Consider the following 18,643-nt stretch of genomic DNA (forward strand, 5'->3'; position numbering starts at 1 on the left):
CTTAGTTCTATCAAGAGAAAGAAAAGATCAATATCAACGAAATTTAAATCAAAACAAATGATTCATCTGCATTGTAAATATAACAATTTAAGCTAATATTACTTACACAATCAATATCTGTGTGTAAGCCGTAATATATTTATTGTTTTCAATCGAGAGTATCACTTCTTAATTACTAAATGACTTAGTTCAATATCATTTAACAGTCTTTCCTTTTCTGCATAAATAATGTCCTTGATGTCCTTTTTTATCTGCAGATAATTCCGCTGTACCATTGCATTATCAACTTTGCGAATAATGGGAATATCGACATACCCATCCTGTTCTTTTTTTAATGCTTCATGGTCATTTATTATTTCACAATGAAAGGTTTTAAGTTCTATTTTACAATCAGGGTCATCCGCTACCATACCCACGAATTCACCAGAACTAAGTCCGGAAATTTTGGATGGAGGAACTGCCGATTCCAATTGTTTGGACCTGCTTATTGAAGTATCCCCGCTATTGATGGAAAGGCTTTCCCTGTCCTGCATAATTTTTCCAAAACGCTCTGACAATTGTTTGGCAGTATCACCTGTAACTTGTCCGCTTACTATGTTTCCAACAATATTCATAATCACATCCGCCTGTTCTCGTCCATAATCTTTACGCAGCTGGCTAAAATCTTGAATACCCAAACAAGTTGCTACTTTATTGCTCCGGGCTGTAGCAATTAAGCTGTCCATATTGTTGAGGTAAATAGTTGGAAATTCATCGAATATCAGACTGCTTTTATGTTTGTTTTTTTGGTTCACCTGCTTTACCAATCGGTTTACATAGAGAGATAATACGGCTCCATATATTTGTATTTTCTGCGGATTATTACCCATGCATACAATCTTAGGTTCATCCGGATTATTGATGTCCAACGTGAAATCGCTGCCGGATAAAACATAATATAATTGTGGAGAGGAAAGCCGTGCCATGGCAATTTTTGCAGAAGCAATTTGCCCCTCTAATTGGTCCATAACATTATTTAGGTAGGCATTCACAAAGGGATTAATGAGCACTTCGATTTCTTTTTCGGTTCTGAGCAGTGTAAAGAGACTATCATAATCTTCCTGCATGAGTTCAATTACATGGGGAAGCGTACAGAATTCGCCGTCTTTGTATTTTCGTAAATACCATATTATGGCGGAAAGAAAATTAATTGGTGATTCTACAAAAAAATCTCCTTGTCTTTTTATCCATTCCCGGTTGAGTCCGAGCAAAATAGTACGCGCTGATTCTGAAGCATCCGTAATGTCACTCATGCCAGATGGCTCTAAAGGGTTACATCTGTTGGTTCGGGTCAGATCGTCAAAATTAATGACATAAAACTGAGGTAATTTAGGATAGAGGTGCTTGTATTTAAGCCAGGTATTATAGACAATTTTGGTCAGGTCATCAAACTTGAAATCATAGACGAACATGGTAAACTTTTTACGGATGTGCTGGGTAATGACATGGCGTATGACGAAATAAGATTTCCCGGATCCCGGCGTACCAGAAACCAAGAGTCCCCGAAAAGGATTAATAATGTTTATCCAGCTGTCCCTTATTTTATCCTTTAAATGGTATCGGGCCGGCAGGTTAATAGAATACTCATTTTCCAGGAACCTTTCTTCCTGGGGGAAAGTTTCATTTTCAGTATTAAAAATATCCTTGCTGTTGAGCCTGTTTTTTATAATTCTGGATAATAATGTACCGCCGGAAAGCATCAGAAGAAAGCCACTGGAAGTAATAGTCATGTAGGCAATTGCAGCGAGCATTAATTCTATTTTCAGGTATATTGAAAGATAACTTATAAAGTAAATCAGAATGCCTGTAATTATATAAGCAAAAGCTGTTTTGTAATTCAGTTTTTCATCTTTTCGCCCTTTGGCTCCAATTAGTGAGATTATTAAAAATCCCAACGCAAAGAGTTTGGACTTATGAAAATTACTGAAAAGTCCTGTCTGGTAAATATTGCCCATAATCTTATCACTAAACCCGCTGACCAAATGCCAGGTCCGAAAGGCAGCATAGCAGTAATAATAAAAATGGATTACTAAAATAATGATGCTGATAAGTCTTGTCATATCCAAGATCTTTCTCAGTGCCTGTTCGTTTTCTCCTGTCTGCATAGCCATGATTTCAAATTTTATCGATTATTAGACTGTCCTTTTCTTTTTTTCTTTTTGTTTCTGAGTTCGTATGGAAGGTAAACAGCTGTTTGTTCAGACTGTGTGAGCATCTCTGCTAACTGCCCCATTACAGTGCTGGATCCTATGTATTTGTTATCCCTGAAGTCATCACCAAATAGTGCTGCAATGATTTCCGATTTTGATGCTTCAAATGTGATTTCATATGATTTTTCAATAACTGAAATTGTCATTTTCTGTTCTGCCGGATTAATGGATGCACAGCGTTCCTGTATTGCTTTAGCACTGTATTGTTTGCCCAGTGTACTGCCATTAAAAACACATTTTGTGGTATGGTCAACGTAGGTAATTCCATAAATTAATCCTTCTGTGTTTTTTCTAAAAACAGTATTGATTCCCTCTTTTTCAAGTAGTAGAACTAGTTGATTGAGTGATATTTCAGTTCTTAAAAATGCCATATCAATGGCATTTTTTACCCTTCTTATATCGGAGACATCATTTGTTTTATTAAACGCAAATTTTTCTTCTAAAAATTTCAGTGTTGGCTTGTTGTGAAATAGACTGGCTTTTATGGGTACACCAATAGGTTTTCCATTTTCATCAAGTATTCTATACATCAATCCTTTTGCTTTAAACATTTTTGAATCTTCATTGCCTCGGTCTGCTAAAACATTGTATTGTTTAAGCACAGCATTGAGTTCTGGAAAGCTGGCGTATTTATACAATGAAAGAACCTGACCCAGTACATTTGTAATAGCCTTTTTCGATTCGCTTCGCCCGTATTGAATCTTTTGTGAGATGATTGGCTTAAGCGTAAAATCAGGACTGTTTTTATTCCCCTGCGCCTTGACAAGCCCAAAGCGTTCTTCTATTTCTTTTCTTGCCGGTTCAGATCGGTTTTTGCCAATATTTTGCATGTCAATTCGTGTACCATCCCTTTGAACATTTATGGTGACCAGATGGATGTGCGGATGTCCGGAATCATGATGCTGATATACCAGATAGGGCTGCTGGCCAAATCCGATTTTTTCCATATAAGTATCCGCGATAGCCATTAACTTTTCCTTGGAATGATTTTCTGAAGGATCAAAATTGATCGAAATATGTACACTGTTTCGCTTTACATTTTCATTTAGTTCCAGCTGTTTTAAAAAACGATTCAGTTTTACTGTGAGTCCCATTTTATCGGCATCAATCGGATAATTTCCGGCACCTATACACTCTGCCTCATTTTCTTTTACTTTGTTTTCATTGTAATAGAAAACCTTATGGATAGCGTATCCTGTTTTTATGATCGCAACCATTTTTCGGAGATTTTCCGGATGTAATTTTTGATTTCATCCATCTTGTCAAAAAGGATTTTTTTATCCAGTTCAGCGCTTATAATCCATACTTTAAATTCGGGAATTTGATTTAGTGTATGTAGTTTTTTTACTGCCTGATTGAAGTTGTTTCCAATGCCATTTAAGTGCTTGAATAACTGCATCATTTCATGGGTCATATCATCCAAAGACTGATTCCTGTAAATGGTGGTTATAGATTTCTCAAATAGGTGTCTGCGAATATAATCACTCAGCTTGCGGCAAGTACTAGCTTTCCATTTTTTCTCAATTTTCGAATACTCTTCGGGAGTAAAGCGTAACCCAACTATACGTGTTCTGTTTGAATTTTCTCTTTTCATCATCTCTCTTTTTCATTGTTATCAAACTTTATTTATCCTTTCAGTATCACTGCTCACGAGTCCCGAGTGTAGAGCAGCAAGAATGCTGTTGTTTAACAACAGGACATCTTGCCGATTGCAGAAACGTGGCAATCTTCCTGATACTTTAAACATTCTTAAGACATTCTAGCATTCCTAAGCTTTTTAAAATTCAAAATATCCAATTTTTACTTCTTTTGGACAATTTGAAATGTTAACTGTATTGCTTCTGGAACTCAATAGACTATTTAGACAGTCATTAAAATTTTAGTTTTTTTATAAAATCTATTTCATTTTTAGAACTCAAGGAAAGTGCACACTGCATATAATTTGAAACTACTGTAACGGGCTAGCTGAAATGGTAATTTATCCTCTCAATTTTAGATTTAAAAACGTGCTCCTTCAAACCAATAAACCAATTTTAAAACAACAAAATCCTGACTGTTTTAAGGAAGGTTTTTGATTGTTCCTTTTAACCTTTCCTGTTATTTCAGATACAAAATTAAGTAAGCGAAATGGATTTTACCTATGATGGACATATTATGGCCATGACATTTTAAGACTAGCTATATACCTTTGTATAAATAAATTATTAATTAAAAACGTGAAGATTATGACAACAAATGATGTGGCAAAGGTTTTTGATACTGTGCTTAGTATCCCTAGCATGAATGATGTAGTGAAGATTGATTTTAAAATTTCACGAAAAAATGTATTATTATTACACCATGTTATCGAACGTGGGTTAACAGCTAAAGGAGATGATAAACCATCAATACTCTTAACAAGTGTTTCAGAAGAAAATCTACAGGATTTAAAACTGTTTGGAGAGGAATGTCTTTTAAAAGCAGGGCTTATAGAACTTAGTGAAAAGCTCAACACATTAAATGAGACAGGTAAGTCATAAAAGATTTAAAAAACAAGAAATTATAAGAGGTTCAAATAAACAATTAGTGTTTATTTGAACCCTTTTTTTATTATCCAATTTATTTTACCATTGTTTTTTTAAAACTTTAACTAAAATATCGGATTTTGACAAATTGATGTCGGATTTTGATAACGTACTATAAAACAAGCTGTTGTAATTTTGTTTTCGCCTCAACTCCAAACAATTGAATCACAGTTAAAATGCTTTTCATTTTTTAGGATTTAAGGGAATTTAAATTTTGCTGTTAAAATTTATCAGGTGAATAACAGCAAAATTTAAAACTAGAATAAAAATTTCCATATGAATGATACCGATTTAGTATTCACTAATGGTATCAGCTTAAATCTATAGAAAACATGAAACTGAATGTAAAGATTAAGAGTGTAATTCTGGACGCAATATGTCTACTGTATATACTTCTATTTGTGTATGCAGCAGTTAGCAAATTACTTGACTATGAGAACTTCCAAGTGCAACTTGGACAATCTCCACTTTTAAGCGCTTTTGCTTCCTGGATTTCATGGATAGTACCACTGAGTGAATTATTGATTGTTGTTCTACTGGTTGTTAAAAGATTTCGAAACTGGGGACTACTTGCTTCAGTAAGTATGATGACCATGTTTACGGCATATATTTTTATTGTACTGCATTACAGTTCTTTTGTCCCTTGTTCTTGTGGTGGTATATTGGAGAAAATGAGCTGGGATGTACATCTGATTTTCAATGTTGTTTTTGTGCTGTTAGGATTGTTGGCTCTTCTGTTGGAACATCATATACGTATAGAAAATGAATCCTTTACAAAACCGGTTGTAGGGATAAAAACAACCATAATTTCAGTTGCACTTAGTATCATAGCAGTTGTTGTTTTGTTTTTATCATCGGAACATATTATGCAACATGAAAATCCATTTATCAGAAGGTATCCACAGCATCCTATTATGCTGCAAAAAACAGTAAATCTGAAATTCAATTCGTATTATTTTGCCGGAAGCAGAGATAATCAGGTATATCTTGGGAACTACACAGATCCACTGCATATTATTGCATTTGATTCTGCCTTACAGGTTAAACAAACATTTAAAATCTCTTTTAACTCAAAAGATATACCCTTTAAAAGGATTAAAATTTTAGTTAGAGGATCTTACTTTTATTTGATGGATGGAACGGTTCCCTGCATTTTTTGGGGAAGGACCAATAATTGGAAAGTGATCGGCGAAATAAAAGATCTCCATTATTTTACAATCGCTGAGCCTGTGGATAGTGCTTCGGTACTATTCAGGTCTAATAATGGTAAGAATGCTGCTCATATTTTAAGCACTTTTAAATCCGAAAGGTTACCAAAAATTAGCTATAACGATACACTTTTGCAGACACAGATCGACGGCGTATTCGATACTGATGGTATGCTTGTCTACAATGAGAAAAGCAAACGAATGATTTATCTCTATTATTACAGAAATGAATTTATTGTTGCAGATGAAAATTTAAAGTTATTATACCGGGGTCATACTATAGATACCATATCACATGCTCAGATTAAGGTAGCGTATCTCAAAAATAATACAGAGAGAAGAATGGCAACACCACCTATGACCGTAAATGCAAATCTTGCTGTAAATTCAAATCTACTTTTTATAAACTCCAAAATTCAAGGACGTTTTGAAGACATGAAATTATGGAAACAGGCTGCGATAATTGATGTATATGACCTGAAGAAAAAAGCTTATTTACTGAGTTTTGCAATCTACAATGTTGAGGATAAAAAACTGCAATCCTTTATCGTTACTGATACTCATTTGTATGCTTTGATGAGTGATGAGCTGGCTGTTTATAAGCTTAGAGATATACTAAAAAAAGAAATAAAAATGCTGCAATGAAAAAGCAGCATTAAAATACATTGGCCGATGTCAGGAAACCAGATCGAACACCTGTAGAAAAAAGTAGATCGTGTTTTTAATTTAATATTTATTATTATGAAAACTTTTTTTAAAAATGTAATGCCAGCAGCAGTTATTGCGCTGGGAATTACCGGAGCATTTGCCACTATGTCCATGCAAAGTACTGAAAAAAACCTTGCACCAAAAATTGGATATACTCTCAATGCTCAAGGCGCTTGTAACATTCCGGTAAATTGTGATACCAGTGGATCACAGACCTGTCGTCTTAATGGGGCAACAGGACCTCAGGCATTTGGTAAAAATGCCCAAGGGAACTGTAATGAAGTATTGTTTCGACCAGCAAACTAACGGTTTGAGGTTTCGATAAACGGCAATGCAGTTCCAAAGTGGAACTGCATTGCTTTTTTAGTTTATTTTAAAATTTATTTCACGCCTTCGGTTATCCATTGTGCCGACAAATCATCTTTCAGATAGTAGGCAAACCACTGTTGAATCCGGCTGGTCATATCTTTTTGATTGGCTGGTTTTGAAATGCCATGTCCTTCGTCCGGATATAAAAGCATGATGCATTTTTTACCCAAAGAACGAAGTGCAAAATAAAATTCCATAGTCTGAGAAGGATCAACATTATAATCTTCTTTTCCCGACCATAACAAGAGTGGTGTATTCACTTTATTGGCATACGTAATGGGGGAATTACGTCGATAGGTTTCAGGGTCTTCAAACGGACTCTGACTTATTTTCCATTGTCCACTGGCAAAGCGATACATATTAGGATAAGAGAAGTTTTTGGCAAGGGTAAAATAAAAACTATTTAGATCGGTACTACCGGCACTTGCGATAGCTGAGGCAAAAAGATTTGTTTGCGTAATTATAAACGAAGTCTCGTACGCTCCGAAAGAATGTCCCATAAGTCCGATTTTATCTGGTTTTATAATTTCTTTAGCGAGGACTTTTTTGACTGCTGCCAAAACGCAATCCAAGGCTGAATAACCCAGAGTATCATGCTCCACAATGATATCCGGAAGAAGAACAAAATAACCCTGCGTGGTCCATACAGTATCATTATCTTCATCCTCCATCTGTGATGTAGGATTTATATATTTGTGATGCTGATCATATTGCCTCTGGTATACATGCACTATCATCGGATATTTTTTTTGAGGATCATAATGCGCAGGGTAACGTAGTACCCCTTTCATTTTTACGCCTTTAGAATTTTCATATTCGATGAGTTCTGATGTACCCCAATAGTATTTTTTCTGCTGTGGATTACTTTGAAAAAAAGAGACTGGATTCAAATTTTTCTTTTTAATTATCAGCTGTGGAGAAAGGTCAAATTTTTGTTCCCTGTAAAACAAATTTTGTTTTTTAGAATTATAGGTTAATTGGTCAATATGTCGATCACCATAGATAATTGACTTTTCACGTGACTTCTTATTCCACTTAAAATAACCCGTTTTTCCATCGTCTCCCTGACCGTGAAGAAATAATTCTTTTTCAATATCAATGTTGTCTACTTTTAGCGCATCATAAACAAAAAGATAAGGTTGCCTGTCGGGGCTGTTAACCAGTCTGTATCTTATTTTTAATTCGCGTCCCTGTGTTAACCTCCTAAAAGAAGTTCCGTCGGGTTTAATAGCCCACAGGTCGAACTCGTCATATAGCAGAATTTCTTTATCATCCATACTCCATCCTGCATTTGAGTTTTTGGCGGAGATGGAATACTGTAAATCTTCTGCTGTAAATTTAGATTTTATTCCCGCTGTAATATTTTGATGTATATCAGCTGCAATGTTATATACCCACCAGTTGCCGTCTTTAAAATAAGAAATATAGCTTCCTTTAGGAGATGGTATTAGTTCTAAAAAATGAGCAGAATGTTTTTTCAAAAACAGCTTTTTTTCAAGTGTTTTCAGATTCAGAATATAAATGTCACTTGGACCGGGTTTTATTATAAACTGAGGCTCATAATCCTTTGGATTAAATAATAAGGCATATTGCTGATCACCTGAAAGCATGAGCTTAGGCAATTCATTTGTTGTTAATGGATTGGCAATATTGGAAAAAGGAAGCCAAAGTGCAACCCTTGGAATTGTTGAGAGAGTACCTTCTTTTTCCCTTTCAGCATACAACGATTTGTCATTTGCGTTCCATATTTCAACAGCTGTGGTGTTTTTGTTCTCCGGTAATGGACTATTTATTTTTGTCGTAAAAAACACTTTCTGCATATCATCAGAGACTGTCATTTTAAAAGTAAAGTCTGCAGGTATAAAGGTATTCTTTGGCAAGTTTACTTGCAGCGCCGGATCAAACTTATATAACGTTTCATTTTCGAGTGTATAATAAAACAAGAATGTTCCAGTGATCAAATCTGACTGTGTTGCAAAAGCCACTGCATTTCCATCTTTATGCCATGTAAAGCCAAAACTTTTATCTTCGTGATTGGTCAGAATCAACTTTTCTCGTTCCGCTTTTTTTAGATTAAGTAAGATAACGGAATGTTTGCCATTTATAAATGTTCCGTAAATCAGATGCTTTTGGTCAGGACTTAAAGAAGAACCTGTAACGCAATCTATTTCTCTGAGTACTTTACCATTTGGATTTTGAATGGTTAGTTTCTTTCTGTCTTCTGGCAGATTGGTTGTCACTATCAGAAGATCGGCGGTTGCTGAATAATCGAAATGATCAGCTGATTTTAAACTTCGGCGCTTGCCTGTATTTAATTCTACAATTTGCAGTCCCTGATCATTCAGGTATATGAAAGTATTGTTTATAGTAAATAAAGAATGCTGAACTCTCACAAACGAAAATGTTTTAAGGTTTGCTGTATTACGAACAAATAACGTGTCAATAGTATTCTCGTAAGTCATGGTATAGCTGGCCCAATTCTGATCAGGAGATATTTTCTCCAGACTCAGAGCACCCCAAAGGTGATAGTCAGCAGTAGTGAGCTCTTTTTTTTGCACCACCTGCCCCCACAGGAGACAGGTTACTAATGGCAAAATAAAAAATAAAACTAAAAAAATAGGTAAACGGACATTTAGTAATAAATTACCGTTCACAGTACTGGAATATTTTTTGGTGCTGAAATGTAGCATCTTAAATGATTTTAATATCCCCCGTTTTGAGGTCGTAGATTAGGGTTAGCACTTAGTTCACTCTGAGGCAGAGGGAATAAACTATCATGCGCATTCCATCCCGGCTTACTGCCTGAAAGCACCACATCTATTTGATTGAAGCGCTTTAGATCAAAAAAACGATGTCCATACTCGGTAAAGAACTCCCATCGTCTTTCATTTAAGATAGCATCCAGAATTTCTTCTTTAGTGATTGCCGAAGTATCATCAAGACCAGCTCGATACCTGATTTTGTTTAGATCTTCCTTGGCACCAATAAGATCACCTTGCTCAGCTCTCGCTTCTGCTCTGATGAGATACTGTTCGGCAAGTCTAAAGACAATCGAATATTCTTTAGAGATCGAAGTAAAGTTTTGCTCTTTGTATTTGTAGGCATGGTACCATGTTGAGGAACCATCACTGACTTCTTTAATCCAATTGGAATGTCTAAGATCAGCTGCTGAAAAAGAATTTACAAGATTATTATTTAAGGCTACTAGTGCAGGCGGGCCAGAGAGGAATATAAAAGTTGATGCTTCCTGTGTATTTTGCCCGGCTTCTGCGGACTGCAATTGCCAAATTGTCTCTTTTGAATTCACTAAAAAGGCCTCATCTATACTTTCCAAAGCAAACAAATCGGTCCGGTTAAGAAGTGCCGAAGCTTCATTGGCCGCCTCAGCATAAGATTTGGAATACAGATAAACTCTGGCTAAAAAGGCACGGGCAACATATTTGTCAGCACGGATTCGTCCCATCTCGCTGTAATTATTTTGCAATAATGCAATAGCGCTTTCTATATCAGTTATAATATTCTGATATACCTGAGTGGCAGGAATTCTGCTAACGATACTATTTTTTTTATAATCGGTACTTGTGATGTAGGGAACGTCGCCAAAAAGATTGACCAGATAAAAGTGCAGTAATGCACGAATAAAAAGAGCCTCACCTTTAAGTTGTTTTTTATTTTGGTCTGAAAGCTTAGTACTCGCTTCTGTGCCTTCTATGATAGAATTGGCAGCATAAATCTGATTGTAAGAGTCGTTCCAGTACTGCGCAACATCAGCATTCTCAGCTAAAAGACTATTGTTATAAAAGTTCAAACTTGGATTTGAAGGCGTACCGTAAGGAATTATCTCATCGGTATAGTTTCCAAGCTGATTCGATAGTCCTCTGTTATTGCCTGTGAGCAGACCCGTATCCCTGATTTTTGAGTAGATATTGGTAAGAGCGGCATCTGCAGTGGCATAATCCTCAAATACCGTTACAGTGGTAAGTTGTGATTTAGGAAGATCTACCTCTACAAAAGAATCACAGGAATTCATAAAAAAGGACAATATGCCTAGCCACAACATTTGCGTTGCTGTATGATAAAATGTTTTCATAAAAAGTGTTTTAAAATGTTAATTGGACACCTGCAGTTATGACTTTTAAAGGAGGGAGAAATCCGGAGGAAGTAAATTCAGGATCGCCGTCTTTGAATTTGGTGAAAGTCAAAAGATTTTGACCTTGCAGTATAATTTTAGATTGCACTGTGTTTAAGCGCAGGGGTAATTGATAAGAAAGTGAAATGTTTTTAAGTCTTATAAATGAAGCGTCCGTTATGGAGGCATCGCTACGGTCGTATAAATAATCTGCTGTTACAGCATCACCATTGTTACCCGTTGTGTACAATTGATAGGCTGAAAGATCTCCGGTTTCTTGCCAGCGGTCTGTTTTATAAACAGGCTGATTGGACATCTGACCTGCAAAGCCCATTGGACTTATTCTGTTTTTTTGTTTGACAAACTGCAATAAGAAGTCGAAATTCCACCGTTTAAAACGCAGTTGATTTTGCAGTCCTCCATAATACTCTGGATTCAGATCAACGGTTTTCTGTCTGTCTTCAGGAAAAGTAATTTTGCCATCTTTATTGATGTCTTCAAATTCAAAGACACCAGTTTGAGCATTGACTCCTTTATACTGGTAGACAAGTTCAATATTTAAGGGCTCATTAAGACGGTATTTCTGGCTGTAAGAAGAACTTTCTAATCCCGGAAAGCTAAGGAGTTTGTTCTTTGCAAAGGTCAGGTTAACGCTGGTTGTCCAGCTAAAATTTTCATGGGTTAAATTATTGGTTCTTAGTGTCAGTTCCAAACCTCTGTTTTGAACAACAGCATTCAAATTGGACTGAAGTACCGTAAATCCAGTTGTTCCGGGCAGTGGAACACCCACAAGCTGATTGGATGATCTATTCTGATACCATGAAACGGTTGTAAATATTTTATCGTGAAAAAAGCCTAATTCAAGTGCAGCTTCAAGTTTTTTATTGGTTTCCCATCCAAAATCAGCATTGTAAAGGCGGGTTGGTTCAAGTCCGACGGTTCCGTCATAATTTACTCCAGTAGTAGAGTAGGTATTTAAGAACTGATAATCGCCAATCTGATCATTCCCGGTTGTTCCGTAACTAGATCTTAATTTTCCAAAACTTAACCATGAGGTATTTTTTAAAAAACTTTCATTTGAAAAAAGCCACGCCAGACCTACAGCTCCGAAAGTAGCAAATTGATTGCCGGGTCCAAAACGACTTGACCCGTCACGTCTTGCTGTAAGGTTGATGATATAACGCTTGTCTAAATTGTAGTTAATACGCCCGAAAAATGCCTGATATTTATAGATGGTTTGATCATTTTGTAGTACATTAATGTACTTAGCAGAGGCGAGATTATAAATGAGGTTATTGGAACTATATCCCGTACCTGACTGAAATAATCTGGTTGTAGTCTGATTTTGAAAAGTTGTCCCTGCAAGAAGATCTATTTTTCCCAAACCTAACTCCTTTGTCCAGCTGATCTGGGGCTCTATGATCCAGGAAGATCGGTCTGTGTTGTTTACATACAGCGAAGAATTAGCACTACTGATATTATAGTCCGGGTTGTATACTGAGGAAGGAGCCGTACGGGTTTCGACTGTACTCAAATTGGTGTAACCAAAGCTACTTTTGATTATCAGTCCTTGACATAACTCGTAAGACAACACAGAGTTTGCAATCAAATCATTTGTTTTGGCTTCAAATTTAGCATTGAGGTTCCGCAGTGGATTATCCCAAGTTCCGTTTTCCCAGTTTAGATTGCCGTTAGCGTCATAAAGGGCAGGTGCATTAGGAGCGAGTGAGCGGGCATCGTAGGTAAAATCAAAGGCGGGCTGATCATTGTTTTGACTATTATATCCTGCTGAGAGCGTTACCCTGAATTTATTGTCTTCTGAGCGGTGGCTTAAATTGAATTGTGAATCGCCTTTTTTATAGATAAAATCACCCGGAAATACGCTGGATTGCGTATGATAATTTCCACTGATCAGAAACTGTGTTTTTTCAGATCCCCCTGAAATAGCTGTTTGAAGATCGGTTATCCTTGCCGTACCACCGATCAATTTTTTCTGCCAGTTAGTATATCTGCTTTGATCCCATGTTCCATTAATATCATAGTCCCATGAATTGTAAGGGATTCCGTCATTTTCAAAGGCTTGTTTTCGCATAGCCAGATACTGCTCGGTATTCATGAGTTTCATAAATTTGGTCACAGTTCCTGTTCCGGTTGAACCACTGACTGTAAATGTTGTCTTTCCTGCTTTTCCTTTTTTAGTTGTGATCAGTACTACACCATTAGCACCTCTTGAACCATATATAGCAGTGGCATCTGCATCTTTGAGTATTTCAATACTTTCAATAGTATCAGGATTTATACTGTTTAAAGGACTTGTAGTTGATGGATAAACAGTAGAAGTCTGATTGTATCCTATAGTTTCTGAAGCATAGGGTACGCCGTCTATGAGATAAAGTGGAGCATTGCCTTCGGAACGAATACTGTTTTGTCCCCTGATTTTTATATCGAAACCACCGCCGGGCACTCCTGTGGTCTGTATGATATTTACACCTGCCATACGACCTTGCATTGTGGCAAGTACATTAGTAACAGGTTGTGTTTCGATATCCTTTGAAGTAATTCTTGCAATACTTCCCGTGCGTTCGCTTTCTTTTACGGAATAATATCCTGCATTAACTTTTACTTCCTGAAGAGAAGTGGCATCTTGCTTCATTTGTACATTAATGACTAAGCGCTCTGCAACTGGAATTTCAATTGTTTTAAAACCAATGTAAGTAAAAATAAGAATATCGTGGGATGACACTATTATTGTAAATTTCCCGTCAAAATCAGTAACTACGGTATTGTTTTGGTTTTTTACTGAAATACTGACTCCCGAAATGGGAATAGTACCATCAGTTACGATACCGCTTACTTGTGTTTGTTGTTGTGAAAGGGAAAACAGCAAGGTGTTCCTTGCTAAGGCTGGCGTGCAAAAGAGATAGAATCCGAAAATAAACGGATACCAAAGTGCTGCCAACCCTTTATTTAATGAAAAAGTTTTCATAATTTTGGGGTTAGTTAATTTGAAACGAAAGTTTTATTAATTCAGCTCTCTATACTTGTTGATCGCGGGTTAGAGAGCTTTTTAGTATATCATAGATGCATGGGTTTAGGTGTTTAAAAACTCATCTTGATTATCTTTCCAAAACAAATTTTAAGAATTTTAACATACGCTTTGGAAAATAGAAATAAAGGCAATACTTTTAAAGTGGTAGTTTAAAGATGAAAAGCTTAAATATAAGTGCCAAAAGCATTTTATGTTTGGGATGAGGTTAGATTAAAGAGGAAGTTTTGTTTTAAATAATTACTTTTTTATATCAAAGTATAGTTACGTACGTCCATACTAAAATTCTGGCTAGGAAAGTGTATTTGGTAAGAGTATTTCTCTTTGATTCACTATTCTAACACAATTGTTGTTTGGCTTTGGGAAACAAAAGGCTGCTTGCTTTTTAGCTTGGCGCTACGGTGGTTTGGTAACTGTTGTGCATAAAAAAATCGTTCTCATAATTTATAGGTTTATGGTTATGGAACGATGTATTTCGTGGTATGAAATAGTACTTGAATAAAAGCACGGAACGGTTTCACACTTTAGACTCATGGGCGACCAAACCCGTCTTTAAAATCTTTCGATTGAAAAGTTATCTTCTAAAGCTAACGTGAGAACCGCTCACATGCCATATGTAAAAGTAAAAAACTTTTTGACATGGAGCGACTTCACGATATTCTCGAAGATAAAATTGGTCATTTTGAGTCGAGAAAACATCGTTTTAATTATGCCAAAAAGGCTAATTATCAATTCGCTAATACAAATATATGAAAATATTCCAACCATGCAAATAAGTTTTAAAATAAAACCAAAATAACATTAAAAATATGTAAATCTAATGATTCAAAAGTTTGAAAAAGAAGAGAGTAAAACGCCAATGTATAGAGTGAAACTTGGTTTAAAGCTAAGGGAGTTTAGACTCGAGAAAGGTTTTTCAGTTAGAGATATAATTGATATGACGAGTATATCAAAAAGCAGTATTTTGAAGATTGAAAAAGGAGAAGCAAAAAATATCGATAATTATGTTGAGTATGCAAAAGCTGTAGAATATCCATTGGAGACTTTAGTGGATTTCAAAATCAAGTTAGAGCCTTTGAATCAATTATCGACTGAACGGAAAGAAGCAACTAAATTAACTGCAAAAATCCGTAAACATATTGTAAATACTGCTTTTTTAATCGAAGGTAAAACGATTGCAGAAATTAGAGATGAACTTATCAGAATAAATCAGATAGATATTAAAGTTAAATCTGCAGATATTGCTGGTGTTATGAGGAATCTTGCAGATGATGATGTGATTAAGAAAGAAAAACTAGTAAACAAGAATCTTTATTTAAAGATTTGAGAAGTGATTTTAATCATTTACGGAAAACTATAAAATATAATTTTAAAAAACTAGTGTAAAGAAAAGAACCTTTTCTTTGGATTTATTAGGAATCTAAAAAAATAATAAAGAAACATTGATTGGAATAATTTGCTAATCAATTAATTAATAAAAACCTTGCTTAAAACTTATTTAAGCAAGGTTGCATATAAGTCCTGTCTTCTAAGCTCTTTCATAAAATATGAGGTTGGCATTCCGGTTCTGGAAAAAAAAGCTTTTGTGAAACGTTCTTTACTACTAAAACCCGCTTCTTCTGATAGTGCTTTATTTGTGTAATTCTGAATTTTTTTTTCCTCTTTCATTAATTCTATCAAATAGTCTATCCTTAGGTCATTGATGTACTTTACAAATTTTTTTCCTCTGAAATGCAATATTATTTTTGAGAGATATTTTATATTTGAATCAAACAAAACTGCAAGTTTTGCTTCCGTCAAATCTTTTACCAAAAACTTTTTATCCTTTTCAAATTTTTCTAATTGTTTCAATATAATCATTACAGTATCCGGATTTATATCTTCAATTCCATTATTTAGGTTTTTTGATTCAAACTTAGATACAGTTTCACTTTTTGTCATTAAATCATAAAATCTTTGCCGATAAACTTTTTTATTTCTACTATGATTATAAATAAGAAAGACCACAGATAAAAATAAAAACACTATTATACCCTTAAAAATAAAATCATTACGCTTTCTTTCTTCCAATAACTTTTCAATTTTATTTTTCTGAGACAGTAATTCTTTGGTGTTATAGTCTTGGTAGATTCTTTCCGATACATATTTGTATCTACTGTTCATGATATTATTTACTTTAAGCAGTTTTTCAATATAAAAAAGTTGTTGCGTTAGATTTTTTTGGGATTTAAAGTAGCTGATCAATAATTCATAACTATTGAGAAGATCAGGACGAATGTATCCTTTATTATTAAAAATAGCATCTACTTTTTTGAAATAAGGTATTGCTACTTGTGGATTATTTAGAGCCCAATAACTTTTTCCAATATAAAAATAGCCAACAGCTTCATTAGCAAAATCTTTCTTTTTTATAATGACTGGTAGCGAATAGTTAATTTTGCTAATAGCCAAAGTATAATTGCCTCGAAAATACTGGTTAACTCCTTCAGAGATAATAAAGTATTCTTTCATCTCACCGTTAGACAATCTTTCTCCTTCTGATAATCCCTTTTCATTTGTTTCTGTACATAAACTATAACTGCCAATACGATTGTAACAAAGCCCCAGTGAATGTAAGGAATTCAGATAGCCCCTATCATTATTTTCTTTAAAGTAATCAATACATTCCTTAAATAAAGAAATTGCCTCATTATAAAATCCCAGATAGTATTTTATATTTGCAATATTGTATTTTACCTTATAGATCAAATACTTATCATTAGTTTTAGAGATATAATTATCTGCAATAAGGTAATTATCTAATGCATAATTATGTTTTTTTGCGGCATAATATACAATTCCTTTTGAAAGATAAGCTGAACCTATCAATGCATTATCTTTTGACTTTTTTGCAGCGTAAATCATACTGTCTACATAGATCAGTTTCAGATTTTCCGGCGAGTGATGAACATAGTTTTTATAGCCATTTACGAGCTCTTCCAAATTATTTTCTGCTTTCGATTTTACTAGAAAGGATTTAAGGTATAAGGATTTTTTAATACTATCTTTTTCAGATTCTTCTATCCTTTCAAATAGATAATCGTAATCCTTATTTCGAAGTGTGTCGGGAATTTTAAAATGGATTTCCTGTGCGCAGATTTGATCTCCCAAGCAAAGAGAGAGTACAAAAAGATACTTTCTAATCATAGTTTGAATTAAAATGAGACATTATTTTTTCTACAAAATCATACTGAAAGCTAAATAATAGGCTTATAAAAAGACTCATTAGTATATTTCAAAAAATTGCGCCTTAAATATAGTGTAAACAATTGATAATGAACGAATTTTTATTAAAAAAAGGTATATGGATTTTCCGAAAATCCATACTGTTATTCTCGGAAATCCACATACTAATGTTTTGCAAATTAAAAAATCTACTTTTAGATTTGCTTCGAATTCAAAAGCAAAAATATTTAGTAGAGTACTAAATTAAAGTTCTGCTTACCCGGGTGAAATGAACTGACTAAAAAAGTAGTCGGTCACATTTAACACATTTTAATCATGAAAACCATTTCATTACGATTAATAATTTTACCATTATTAATCATTTCCTGTACACCTGATACTATTGATAATATCGAAAGTATTGATAGCAAAATCAGTAACAAGAAGACAGAAAATACAGCACGTTTGATGCAAAACATGACCCCTGAAAACCCTGCAAATATTTACGACTTTTCCGGGAAATTGCATAATGATATTCTTGATACTTATTTATCAGGTAACTATCAGTATAATACAATAGGACAAATCTCTCAACAGATCGAAACTATAGCGGCTCAAAATAATGATCTAATACTTTTAACTTCAGGGACAAATTTGTCTCCCAATCTGACTGTGATACAAGAGATTATAAATAATCCACAGTCTAAACTAGATCAGACTATTTTAAATTCTACAATGACAATTGCAGCAAAAGATAATCTTTCGAATTTTATGAATGATATCCTTTTATGGGAAAATGATTCCTACGAGGAAATTTATCAATACATAATATCTTTTGAATCAGCTGTGATAGCTAATCAGGCATTTAACATTGAGGATAAGAGAATTATGCTTACTACGTCTTCCATAGCGAGGTATTCAACGTATTATGATCTGGAACGCAAAGATAAAGACTGGGATACTTCTACTGGTCACCGTGTTGCAGGGCTTAGTGGTGCAATTGATGATCCCTGTACGGCAATAAAACGTTCACTTGTAACAGGAATCATGATATACAATCAATGATCTGAGTGATGATGCATTATATCTATTGCTACGAAAAAGAAATAGTATACGTGTTTACTGTGTGCTTGATTCTTTTTAATCTTGTTAGTCTTTATTTCATC

At 34.7% G+C, this 18,643-nt stretch carries 12 protein-coding genes; 5 read left to right on the forward strand and 7 right to left on the reverse strand.

Annotation, left to right across the window (positions count from 1 at the left end; genetic code table 11):
- Positions 1-161 precede the first annotated feature (161 nt).
- Genes mobC through LNP23_RS10795 form a run of 3 tightly spaced genes read right to left on the reverse strand, consistent with a single transcriptional unit; the run spans position 162 to position 3,846 of the window.
- Entirely contained in the window at positions 162-2,144 is a 1,983-nt protein-coding gene (gene mobC / locus LNP23_RS10785; protein WP_230005154.1) for a conjugal transfer protein MobC, read from the reverse strand.
- 17 nt (positions 2,145-2,161) lie between these two features.
- Complete coding sequence (locus tag LNP23_RS10790; protein ID WP_230004884.1) at positions 2,162-3,466, reverse strand: relaxase/mobilization nuclease domain-containing protein; 1,305 nt, start codon at positions 3,464-3,466, stop codon at positions 2,162-2,164.
- Positions 3,451-3,846, reverse strand: a complete 396-nt coding sequence (locus LNP23_RS10795) for a plasmid mobilization protein (protein ID WP_230004885.1) — start codon at positions 3,844-3,846, stop codon at positions 3,451-3,453. Before LNP23_RS10795 ends, LNP23_RS10790 begins: the two co-directional genes overlap by 16 nt.
- Positions 3,847-4,474: 628 nt before the next feature.
- Between LNP23_RS10795 and LNP23_RS10800 the strand changes: the two genes are divergently transcribed.
- From LNP23_RS10800 to LNP23_RS10810, 3 genes are all read left to right on the forward strand, one after another.
- Positions 4,475-4,768, forward strand: coding sequence for a hypothetical protein (locus LNP23_RS10800; RefSeq protein ID WP_319624919.1), 294 nt, complete (start codon positions 4,475-4,477; stop codon positions 4,766-4,768).
- A 377-nt stretch (positions 4,769-5,145) separates the two neighbouring features.
- Positions 5,146-6,666, forward strand: coding sequence for a MauE/DoxX family redox-associated membrane protein (locus LNP23_RS10805; RefSeq protein WP_230004886.1), 1,521 nt, complete (start codon positions 5,146-5,148; stop codon positions 6,664-6,666).
- Positions 6,667-6,762: 96 nt separating this feature from the next.
- Positions 6,763-7,035: a DUF6520 family protein gene (locus LNP23_RS10810; protein WP_072959310.1), complete on the forward strand. Its 273-nt coding sequence runs from the start codon at positions 6,763-6,765 to the stop codon at positions 7,033-7,035.
- Positions 7,036-7,109: 74 nt separating this feature from the next.
- Here LNP23_RS10810 and LNP23_RS10815 read toward each other — a convergent pair whose 3' ends face one another.
- The 3 genes from LNP23_RS10815 to LNP23_RS10825 are packed head-to-tail and all read right to left on the reverse strand — an operon-like array spanning position 7,110 to position 14,213.
- Positions 7,110-9,788, reverse strand: a complete 2,679-nt coding sequence (locus LNP23_RS10815; RefSeq protein ID WP_230004887.1) for a S9 family peptidase — start codon at positions 9,786-9,788, stop codon at positions 7,110-7,112.
- 11 nt (positions 9,789-9,799) lie between these two features.
- Positions 9,800-11,188, reverse strand: a complete 1,389-nt coding sequence (locus LNP23_RS10820) for a RagB/SusD family nutrient uptake outer membrane protein (protein WP_230004888.1) — start codon at positions 11,186-11,188, stop codon at positions 9,800-9,802.
- Between the two features lie 10 nt (positions 11,189-11,198).
- Positions 11,199-14,213 (reverse strand): SusC/RagA family TonB-linked outer membrane protein, encoded by a 3,015-nt coding sequence (locus LNP23_RS10825; RefSeq protein WP_230004889.1) that lies wholly within the window; start codon positions 14,211-14,213, stop codon positions 11,199-11,201.
- Positions 14,214-15,093: 880 nt separating this feature from the next.
- On the opposite strand from LNP23_RS10825, the gene LNP23_RS10830 reads away from it, so the two are divergent.
- Complete coding sequence (locus LNP23_RS10830; RefSeq protein ID WP_230004890.1) at positions 15,094-15,600, forward strand: helix-turn-helix domain-containing protein; 507 nt, start codon at positions 15,094-15,096, stop codon at positions 15,598-15,600.
- Positions 15,601-15,767: 167 nt separating this feature from the next.
- Here the strand turns inward: LNP23_RS10830 and LNP23_RS10835 are convergent, their stop codons facing one another.
- Positions 15,768-17,459, reverse strand: coding sequence for an AraC family transcriptional regulator (locus LNP23_RS10835; protein WP_230004891.1), 1,692 nt, complete (start codon positions 17,457-17,459; stop codon positions 15,768-15,770).
- A gap of 354 nt (positions 17,460-17,813) precedes the next feature.
- On the opposite strand from LNP23_RS10835, the gene LNP23_RS10840 reads away from it, so the two are divergent.
- A complete protein-coding gene (locus tag LNP23_RS10840) occupies positions 17,814-18,542 on the forward strand; it encodes a hypothetical protein (RefSeq protein ID WP_230004892.1) in 729 nt (242 codons plus the stop codon).
- Positions 18,543-18,643 lie beyond the last annotated feature (101 nt).

The organism is Flavobacterium cupriresistens (assembly GCF_020911925.1).
GTDB lineage: Bacteria > Bacteroidota > Bacteroidia > Flavobacteriales > Flavobacteriaceae > Flavobacterium > Flavobacterium cupriresistens.

Excerpts from the sequence above, each read along its gene's own strand:
- LNP23_RS10820 (WP_230004888.1), bottom strand. The coding sequence starts at position 11,188 with ATGAAAACATTTTATCATACAGCAACGCAAATGTTGTGGCTAGGCATA.
- LNP23_RS10800 (WP_319624919.1), top strand. The coding sequence starts at position 4,475 with ATGACAACAAATGATGTGGCAAAGGTTTTTGATACTGTGCTTAGTATC.
- LNP23_RS10840 (WP_230004892.1), top strand. The coding sequence starts at position 17,814 with ATGAAAACCATTTCATTACGATTAATAATTTTACCATTATTAATCATT.
- LNP23_RS10810 (WP_072959310.1), top strand. The coding sequence starts at position 6,763 with ATGAAAACTTTTTTTAAAAATGTAATGCCAGCAGCAGTTATTGCGCTG.
- LNP23_RS10835 (WP_230004891.1), bottom strand. The coding sequence starts at position 17,459 with ATGATTAGAAAGTATCTTTTTGTACTCTCTCTTTGCTTGGGAGATCAA.
- LNP23_RS10825 (WP_230004889.1), bottom strand. The coding sequence starts at position 14,213 with ATGAAAACTTTTTCATTAAATAAAGGGTTGGCAGCACTTTGGTATCCG.
- LNP23_RS10830 (WP_230004890.1), top strand. The coding sequence starts at position 15,094 with ATGATTCAAAAGTTTGAAAAAGAAGAGAGTAAAACGCCAATGTATAGA.
- LNP23_RS10795 (WP_230004885.1), bottom strand. The coding sequence starts at position 3,846 with ATGATGAAAAGAGAAAATTCAAACAGAACACGTATAGTTGGGTTACGC.
- LNP23_RS10805 (WP_230004886.1), top strand. The coding sequence starts at position 5,146 with ATGAAACTGAATGTAAAGATTAAGAGTGTAATTCTGGACGCAATATGT.
- mobC (WP_230005154.1), bottom strand. The coding sequence starts at position 2,144 with ATGCAGACAGGAGAAAACGAACAGGCACTGAGAAAGATCTTGGATATG.
- LNP23_RS10790 (WP_230004884.1), bottom strand. The coding sequence starts at position 3,466 with ATGGTTGCGATCATAAAAACAGGATACGCTATCCATAAGGTTTTCTAT.
- LNP23_RS10815 (WP_230004887.1), bottom strand. The coding sequence starts at position 9,788 with ATGCTACATTTCAGCACCAAAAAATATTCCAGTACTGTGAACGGTAAT.